This is a genomic window from Pedobacter jeongneungensis, assembly GCF_039538295.1.
Classification (GTDB): Bacteria; Bacteroidota; Bacteroidia; order Sphingobacteriales; family Sphingobacteriaceae; genus Pedobacter; species Pedobacter jeongneungensis.
The window spans coordinates 452,084-460,931 of the sequence record NZ_BAABBY010000006.1 but is presented as its reverse complement, the minus strand read 5'-3'; the positions used below and the strand labels follow the sequence as shown (position 1 = coordinate 460,931).

Annotated in this window: 6 protein-coding genes and 1 riboswitch; of the genes, 4 read left to right on the top strand and 2 right to left on the bottom strand. The window is 38.7% G+C overall.

Features of this window, described 5'->3' with window-relative positions:
• Positions 1-243: 243 nt before the first annotated feature.
• Both ABD769_RS14195 and ABD769_RS14190 read right to left on the bottom strand, forming a co-directional pair.
• Positions 244-1,647: a sigma-54-dependent transcriptional regulator gene (locus tag ABD769_RS14195; protein WP_025146223.1), complete on the bottom strand. Its 1,404-nt coding sequence runs from the start codon at positions 1,645-1,647 to the stop codon at positions 244-246.
• Between the two features lie 105 nt (positions 1,648-1,752).
• Positions 1,753-2,997 (bottom strand): serine hydrolase, encoded by a 1,245-nt coding sequence (locus ABD769_RS14190; protein WP_344852074.1) that lies wholly within the window; start codon positions 2,995-2,997, stop codon positions 1,753-1,755.
• 83 nt (positions 2,998-3,080) lie between these two features.
• Positions 3,081-3,276: riboswitch (cobalamin riboswitch) on the top strand.
• A gap of 95 nt (positions 3,277-3,371) precedes the next feature.
• Here ABD769_RS14190 and ABD769_RS14185 point away from each other — a divergent pair.
• From ABD769_RS14185 to ABD769_RS14170, 4 genes are read left to right on the top strand one after another with little or no spacing between them, the layout of a single operon-like run.
• On the top strand, positions 3,372-5,408 hold the full coding sequence (locus ABD769_RS14185; RefSeq protein ID WP_344852073.1) for a TonB-dependent receptor plug domain-containing protein: 2,037 nt from the start codon (positions 3,372-3,374) through the stop codon (positions 5,406-5,408).
• Complete coding sequence (locus ABD769_RS14180; protein ID WP_344852072.1) at positions 5,405-6,538, top strand: YncE family protein; 1,134 nt, start codon at positions 5,405-5,407, stop codon at positions 6,536-6,538. Before ABD769_RS14185 ends, ABD769_RS14180 begins: the two co-directional genes overlap by 4 nt.
• Positions 6,539-6,549: 11 nt before the next feature.
• A complete protein-coding gene (locus tag ABD769_RS14175; RefSeq protein WP_344852071.1) occupies positions 6,550-7,665 on the top strand; it encodes a YncE family protein in 1,116 nt (371 codons plus the stop codon).
• A gap of 27 nt (positions 7,666-7,692) precedes the next feature.
• Positions 7,693-8,826: a PKD domain-containing protein gene (locus tag ABD769_RS14170; protein ID WP_344852070.1), complete on the top strand. Its 1,134-nt coding sequence runs from the start codon at positions 7,693-7,695 to the stop codon at positions 8,824-8,826.
• Positions 8,827-8,848: the final 22 nt, after the last annotated feature.

Here is an 8,848-nt window from a genome sequence, read left to right as displayed (position 1 = left end):
TCTTAGGCATAAAAACCTTGACGACTTTTTAATGTGCCGCTACCGCTTTAGGTAATCTGATTAATAATTAAGCAAATTAGATATTTGTTATCCTAAAATTAAATATCAAAACAAATCTAAAGGACGATTTGCGTGTTGTTTTGATGTTTAATGTTTTAAAGTTGTAAGTTGTAAGTTTTAAAGTTGAAAAGTTGGAATGTTCCAAGATAACCTTCAAACATTCCAACTTTTTTATTTATTGAACTATTCAGCTCTTTTCAAGCCAAATTTCTCAATTTTACTATATAAGTGACTTCTTTGAATATCAATCTCGTCTGCGGTTTTTGATACATTCCAGTTATTTTTTTCCAGTTTGAATTTGATAAACTCACGTTCAGCATGGTCTTTATAATCCTGGAAATTGTTAAATGAATCAAATGATGAAGTTAAGGCTGAACCTCCGGCGCCCGCAATCTGTGCACTTGTGGCAGCACCGATGTTTGTTCCACCACCCGGGTTGGCAAATGCTCGCACATCATTTTCGGTAATTACCTTATCACTTAAAATAATTAAACGCTCAATCATATTGTGAAGCTCACGCACATTACCTGTCCATGGTAAAGCCTGCAATGCCGCCATACCACCATCATTTATTTTCTTTACCGGCATGCCATAATCACTGCAAATGCTTTCTAAAAAGTTCTGTGCAATTACCGGAATATCGTCGGTACGTTCTGTTAAATGCGGCACGTGGATATTGATTACGTTTAATCGGTGGTACAAGTCCATACGAAAATTACCGTCTTCAATTTCTTTTAATAAATCTTTATTGGTTGCTGCTAAAACACGCACATTTACTTCAATTTCTTTTTCGCCACCCACACGCGAGATTTTATGTTCTTGCAACGCCCGTAGAACTTTTGCCTGGGCGGATAAGCTCATATCACCAATTTCATCCAGAAATAAGGTGCCACCATTTGCAAGTTCAAACTTACCAATACGCTGTTTAACAGCAGAGGTAAATGAACCTTTTTCGTGACCAAACAGTTCACTTTCAATTAATTCAGAAGGAATTGCAGCACAGTTTACCTCAATTAGCGGACTATCGGCGCGGTTGGATTTTTCGTGTAACCAGCGGGCTACCAGTTCCTTACCACTACCATTTGCACCGGTAATTAAAACGCGGGCTTCAGTAGGGGCAACACGTTCTATGGTTTCTTTAATTTTAGAAATACTTTCCGATTCGCCTAAAATTTCGCGGGTTTTACTGGCCTTACGTTTTAAAACCTTGGTTTCGGTAACTAAATTTCCACGGTCTAAACCGTTGCGTACGGTGATGAGTAAACGGTTTAAATCAGGTGGTTTCGAAATAAAGTCGAAAGCTCCTTTTTTACTGGCCTCGATGGCGGTTTCAACTGTTCCATGACCAGATATCATAATAAAAGGCAGATCGGGTTTGATAATTTGTGCCTGTTCCAGCACTTCCATCCCGTCCATTTTATTCATCTTGATATCGCAAAGTACCAGGTCGAAATTTCCTTTTTTGATCATTTCGAGGCCATCGATACCATTATCAGTATCTTCAACATCGTAATTTTCGTATTCCAGAATTTCGCGTAAGGTACTCCTTATCGCACGCTCATCGTCAATTATTAATAGTTTAGCCATTAGAGATGTATTCTTTTATTTCAGATGCGAATATATTATTTTTTAATTAATGTATAGTTTTTTATACAATTTATAGGCTATAAACCATTAAGTAGGAGAAAGGTTTTAATGATTATAATCCATTTTGAATTTACTCAGATCTGGTTTGTACTTTTTGTTTCTTTTTAATTCCAGATCATAAATCGTTCTGCCCAGATTTTTCATAAAAGGGAAACAAACCGTATCATATTCGTATTTATTATCATTGAAAATACCGTCTTCATTGCTTTGTACCACTGCTGTGAGGAAATATTCAATTCCATTTTTAAAATCAACGAAATATGAATTATCGATGATGTAACCATAACTATCGCCATATTTATTAAAAATCCTGATGTCTGGATCTGGCGTTTCCTGCTCACGACCATAATAAAGCATTTTTGCATAAGTAGCCCAAAACGCTTTCGGATCGTATTTAGGAAAATCACTTTCCGTTGGATACTTGCTCATGTAGGTGTAAATTAACTTATAATCTTCCGGAGTCAGGTTAAATCTTTCTTTAACCGGGAAAGCTTCCGGAAAAATCAGTTTCTGCATCAGTTTTTGCTGATCGTTAATGGCAAAAGCATTTTTTCCGGCCAAACTGAAAGGTTTGTTTACAAGTTTATCGGTGCTGTCCAGATAACCTTTGCCCATCACCAGATTGGTTAACTGCAGCTCATATTCCTTTGGGTCATACTGAGCCGCTTGATCATACACCAATTTATCGCCGTTATAAAATTTAACGGGATTGGTATGTCTGGTTGATTCGCCGGCATTGCCAATGGCCAAACGGTTTAAAATCCGGCTGTCATTCAATCCGTTTGCTTTTAGCTTTTCGTTAATTTCGGCACGACCGATAAATTCGAATAAACGGTTAAAGGCATCATTATCGCTGGTGAGCAGGATTTTTTTGATATAATGCTCAATAGAAGGGAGGCTGCTTTTTGCGCTGGTATCTTTTAAAACTTTAGTCTGGCCTTTATAGGCACTATCGGTAATCATGATGCTTTTGGTAGTTAGTCCTATACTTTTTAAACGATTTACCTTTTCCAATGCAAAAATTACGGCGGCAAGTTTAACCGTACTTGCAGGGTAAAAATAATGGTGCGGATCTAAATTATAACTGAAGGTTTTAAATGCCGGTTTATTCTTTGCATCGCGGTTTACCTGAGTATAAAGGATTTGTACCTGGTTATGATCGGGATGGTTGAGTATGGCCGAAAAAAGTTCGGGCTTGCTCTCCAGTAATTTCTTTAAGAAGACAGTATCAGTTTGTGCCATAACAGACAGGCTAATGAACGATAATATAACGGTTAAAATCCTTTTCATGGTTGAAAATTTGATTCCTAATTTAGCTTTTTCTGTTAGAAAGACTGTTTTCCATCATCCATTTTACATGTTGCTTAATTTTATTACCTTTGCAGCGCTTTTGGTTTCCGGCTTTACACCCGGAATTAAAAGGGAATACAGTGTAAATCTGTAACTGTCCCGCAGCTGTAAGCTCCTTAACGGATTTCCAATCAATTTGCCACTGTTCCGATTCGTCGGGATGGGAAGGCCGGAAACCCGGGAGTAAGTCAGAAGACCTGCCTTAGCATTATATTTCATAGCTTTCGGGGATTGAAGCTAAGGGGTGATGTACTTACGTAATCGTATTTCATTTCTTTTCCATCTGTTGGCTGTGGGTTAAACTCACAATCAAAATGACACAAAAACATTCTGCCTATGCGGGCACAATGCGGTTTTTTATATTTTCTTCTATTCTGTGGACAGGGTTTTTATTGCCCTTAAATACCTGGGCGCAAACAGACAGCACGAAGAAAAGTACGCAGCTTAAGGAAATCCGGATCAGGGAATATCGGTTAACTGAGCAGAGTAAATCGCCTACACCGCTTCAGATATTATCAGGTGAAGACCTTAAAAGGATGAACAGTCTTTCGGTTGCCGATGCCCTCCGTTATTTTTCTGGCTTGCAGTTAAAAGATTATGGTGGCATTGGGGGACTAAAAACCGTTAATGTACGCAGTTTAGGTACCAACCATACCGCTGTTTTTTTGGATGGGATTCAGGTTGGAAATGCACAAAATGGCCAGGTAGATTTGGGAAAATTCTCATTAAACAACCTTGAAGAAATCTCCTTATACAGTGGCCAAAAGCCAGAATTACTTCTGCCCGCCAGGGCTTACGCCTCTGCCAGCAGCATCTACTTAAAAACCAGGGTGCCTGAATTTGAAAAAAATCAGCATCAGCAATTAGAATTGGGCTTAAAAGGCGGATCTTTTGGTCTCATTAATCCAACCTTGGTTTATCAGTATAAGGTTAATGATCGCTTAAACGCCAGTATCAATACCGAATATATACACGCAGATGGAAAATACAAATTCAGATCGACTAATGGCGTGTACGATACCATTGCGGTAAGAAATAATGCCGATGTAGAACGCTTTCGCTTGCAGGCAGCACTTTTTGGTAAATTTAAAGATGGAAAATGGCAGGCACAGGCTTATTCTTTCTTATCAGAAAGAGGCCTGCCGGGTGCAATTGTATCCAACAGGTTCGATTTTACACAAAGAATCTGGGACCGTGATTTTTTTGTTCAGGGAGGTGTAGAAAAGCAACTTTCGGCTAAACTAAGCATTCTTGTTAATGGAAAATATAGTTATGCTTATCAGCGTTATTTGGATCCTGATTTTGTAACCACTACGGGCCTTTTAGATAACCGTTTTAAAGAACAGGAAGCTTACTTTTCCATTTCCGGCAAATATAAAATCAATTCGATATGGGAAACTGCTTATGCATCCGATTATACTTATCAGACATTGGATGCCAATATTTACAGGTTTGCTTATCCCACCAGAAATACCTTTTTAAATGTTTTAAGTTCGTCGTTAACATTAAATCAGCTTAATGTAAGGGCGAGTGTATTAAGCACTACTGTAACCGACCAGGTAAAAGTTTATTCTTCAGCAGGTGATAAACAGGTTTTTAGTCCAACGGTAATGCTTTCATGGAAACTGCTCAAGGATAAGGACATCAGAATCCGCGCTTTTTACAAAGACATTTTCCGGATGCCAACGTTTAACGACCTTTACTATACTTTCATCGGCAATACTTTATTAAGGCCTGAATACGCAAAACAGTATGATGTTGGCGTAACCTATTTCAAAAACTTTAAAAACCAGAAATTTAAGTTTATCGATATTCAATCTGATGTTTATTATAACCGCGTAAAAGACAAAATCGTAGCACAACCAGGTGCAAACTTATACCGCTGGATTATGTACAACATTGGTCTGGTGGATATCCGTGGTTTAGAAATTAACGCAAAAACTGCATTTGAGCCTTTTACCGATCTGATGGTAAATCTTGCCATTAATTATACCTATCAAAGAGCGGTAGATATTACTTCAAAATCTGAAGATCAATATCAAGACCAGATCCCTTACATACCCCAAAACAGTGGTTCTTTTTTAACGAGGCTTGATTATCACCACTGGCGGGCAAACTATAGTTTCATTTACACCGGGTTTCGTTATAACCAAAAAGCAAATATTATAGAAAACTATATGGAACCATGGTACACCCATGATGCTGCAATTGGTTATGAATTTAAACTGAAAAAGGGAAGCTTAAGCATTAATGGCGAAGTAAATAACTTGCTTAATCAACAATTTGATATCATTCCGAATTTCCCTATGCCCGGCAGAAACTACAGGTTAACCTTAAATTATAAGTTATGAGGCAGCTAAAATTTTCGATATGCATTTTGGCTTTTCTAGCGGCAACTACCACTTCCTGCAGGAAAGACCCGAAGCCTTTGCCATCTGAAATTACCAGGGTTGAGCCAGAGCCAACATCAGCCATTAAAGGTTTCTACCTGGTTAACGAAGGCAATATGAACATGAATAAAGCCTCATTGGGTTACCTTGATCTGGTAAATGGCATTTACACCCGCAACCTGTACAACCAGGTAAATCCTGAAGTTACCAAAGGTTTAGGCGATGTGGGCAATGATATTGGCCGTTATGGCAGCAAGCTTTACGTGGTGGTTAACGTTTCCAATAAAGTAGAAGTTTTAGATGTGAAGACCGGTAAAAAAATCGGTCAGATCAACATCACCAATTGCCGTTATGTAACTTTTGGTAACGGAAAAGCTTATGTAAGTGCTTATTTAGGCAAAGTTGGCGATCCTAAAGCGCCAAATGGTATTGTAGCCGAAATAGACACAACGGCTTTAAAGGTAAACCGTACTGTTGAGGTGGGCAGGCAGCCGGAAGAAATGGCCATTATTGGCAGCAAATTATATGTGGCCAATTCTGGTGGTTATAGTCCGCCTGATTATGAGCATACCGTTTCCGTGATCGATCTGTCAGGTTTTAAAGAAATTAAACGGATTGAAGTTGCCATTAACCTTCACCGGATTAAAGCCGATCGCTATGGCGATTTGTATGTTACTTCGCGTGGTGATTATTACACCATCCCTTCAAGACTTTTTGTAATTGATACCCAAACCGACCAGATTAAAAAGGTATTTAACATTGCTGCAAGCAATTTGGCCATAGATGATGATTATGCTTACATCTACGCCACCGAATGGAATTATATCGAACAGAAAAATACCATTACTTATTCGATGATTAATGTAAAAGATGAAACATTGACGGACCGCAAATTTATTATGGATGGTACCGAAAAGAATATTAAAATCCCATATGGCATTGCAGTTAACCCCAACAGTAAAGATGTATATGTAACCGATGCCAAAGATTACGTTACGCCCGGCAAATTACACTGTTACAGTCCGGAAGGGCGCCTGAAATGGTCGGTTACTACAGGCGATATTCCTGCACACATTGCATTTACAAACTAAAATCTAATAATATGAGAAATCTCTACAAAAACAACATTTTATTTTTGGCTGCCGCCATGGTGGTTTTTGTTTCATCCTGCAAAAAAGAAAGCATTGAAATAGCCGAAAAAACACAGGTAATATCAGATACCAAAGGTATTTACATGCTTTGCGAAGGTTTAATGGGCAATGGCAACAGCTCTATATCGTATTACGATGTTGCTACAAAAACAACTGTTGCCGATTATTACAAACAGGTAAACAATGTAGCACTCGGAGAAACTGCAAACGATTTGCAGCAGTATGGCAGCAAAATGTACTGTGTAGTAGCAGGTATTCAGGGCAGCAAACAATCTTTTCTGGATATTATCGACATCAAAACCTGTAAATCGTTAAAAAGGATTTCATTCAATTCGGCCACCGATGGGTATATCCCAAGGTTTGTTGCTTTTTATAAAGATAAAGCTTATGTATCACGGTACGATGGAAGAGTAAGCCGGATTGATACCGCATCAATGGCTATTGATGGAGAAATTATGTTATCAGAAGGTTTAGAGCAACTTGCTGTATCCAATGGAAAGCTTTATGTGTGCAATTCATCACATCCGTATTACCAGAACGGTGCAAAAAACAAAGTATCAGTAATCGACCTGGCCACCTTTACCAAAACAAAAGATATTACCGTAAACAATAATCCGGTTAGGATACAAGCGGCTGATAACGGCGATTTATTCGTAGTGTGCTGGAATGATTACATCATTAATAACGACCCTTCGTTAGATAGGATCAGCAGTGCTACCGATACCAAAACCGCCTCTTACAGTTACGATCTGGGCGCCATTGCCATTAACGGCTCTTCGGCGTATATATCTAAAGATATTTACAGCAATCCCGATATCAAAGCTTTAAATACAGTTAGTGGAGCACTTGGTTCAAGTTTAATTACCGATGGGCACTCGATAAACATTATTTATGGCTTAACAATAAATCCATTTGGTAAAGATGTAATGGTTGCCGATGCTAACAGCTATAACGGTACCGCAGGCACAGCCTATTGTATAGGGACAGATGGTAAAGTGAAATTCAGTTTTGCAACCGGTGTGTTGCCACAGCATGCCGTATTCAACTACACTTATAAATACGAATAAACAACAACCATATATAATAATAAACAAATGAAAAAAAGTTACCTGATCTTAACGCTCTGCCTTGCAACACTGATGTTTAGTTGCAAAAAAGACAATGAAGCAGCTCCTGATGTAAATCTCTCTGTTAAAGGAGAAACCATGACGGCTAAAGTGAATACTAAAGTTGCATTCTCTGCCGGAACAAATAATGGAAAAGGCTTTAATCACCAATGGAAACTGGATGGTAAAGTAGTAAGCACCGCGTATAATTTTGATTTTATACCCACGCAGGCTGGCACTTATGTAATAGAATATACTGCAAGTAACAATGTGGGGGCATTCTCTCATAAGTACACTGTAACCGTTCCTGTTCCGGTAGTGGCCATTACGCCAAATAGTACCAAATTTATTACTACGGTATTTGAATATTTACCAGCACCGGGCCAGTTTATTAATGAAAGTTTAGGAAGCCTTGCAGGTGCACAAAAAATTATTGGCGATGTATCTCAAACCGGCCTTGTTAGTTTAGGTGGCTTTGGTGGGTACATTATTTTCGGATTCGACCACTCTGTGGTAAATAATACCGGTGCTGATTTAGCCATTTACGGCAACCCGATTGGTGGAACAACCCCATGGGCCGAGCCGGGCATTGTGATGGTAAGTCAGGATGTGAACGGTAACGGAAAACCTGACGACGAATGGTATGAATTGGCGGGCAGCGAATACAACAATCCTTTAACCATAAAAAACTACGAAATCACTTACACCAATCCAAAAGGTTTCGCTAATGTAAGCTGGATGGATAACCAGGGCAACAGCGGCACCTATGATGTAAACAATTTCCACAAGCATAATTTCTATCCTGAATTTGCACCAGACCAGGAAAAATTAACGTTAAAAGGCACCCTGCTTCCATCTACCTGGGGTAAAAACGGCAGCATTTTCATTAACAACGCTTTCTCATTAGGTTATACCGATAGCTGGTCTATTGATGATGATTATGCCACTAAAAGATACAATAGTTTTGATTTAGACTGGGCCGTTGATAAAACCGGAAAGAAAATCGCTTTAAATACCATCGATTTCGTAAAAGTTTATACTGGTCAGCGGGAAAAAGGGAATACGCTTTTAGGAGAAATATCAACCGAAGTTAAAGGCGCAATGGATTTAGGTATCAAATAGTTTTCTTAAAAGAAATTACACT

Excerpts from the sequence above, each read along its gene's own strand:
- ABD769_RS14195 (WP_025146223.1), bottom strand. The coding sequence starts at position 1,647 with ATGGCTAAACTATTAATAATTGACGATGAGCGTGCGATAAGGAGTACC.
- ABD769_RS14190 (WP_344852074.1), bottom strand. The coding sequence starts at position 2,997 with ATGAAAAGGATTTTAACCGTTATATTATCGTTCATTAGCCTGTCTGTT.
- ABD769_RS14185 (WP_344852073.1), top strand. The coding sequence starts at position 3,372 with ATGACACAAAAACATTCTGCCTATGCGGGCACAATGCGGTTTTTTATA.
- ABD769_RS14180 (WP_344852072.1), top strand. The coding sequence starts at position 5,405 with ATGAGGCAGCTAAAATTTTCGATATGCATTTTGGCTTTTCTAGCGGCA.
- ABD769_RS14175 (WP_344852071.1), top strand. The coding sequence starts at position 6,550 with ATGAGAAATCTCTACAAAAACAACATTTTATTTTTGGCTGCCGCCATG.
- ABD769_RS14170 (WP_344852070.1), top strand. The coding sequence starts at position 7,693 with ATGAAAAAAAGTTACCTGATCTTAACGCTCTGCCTTGCAACACTGATG.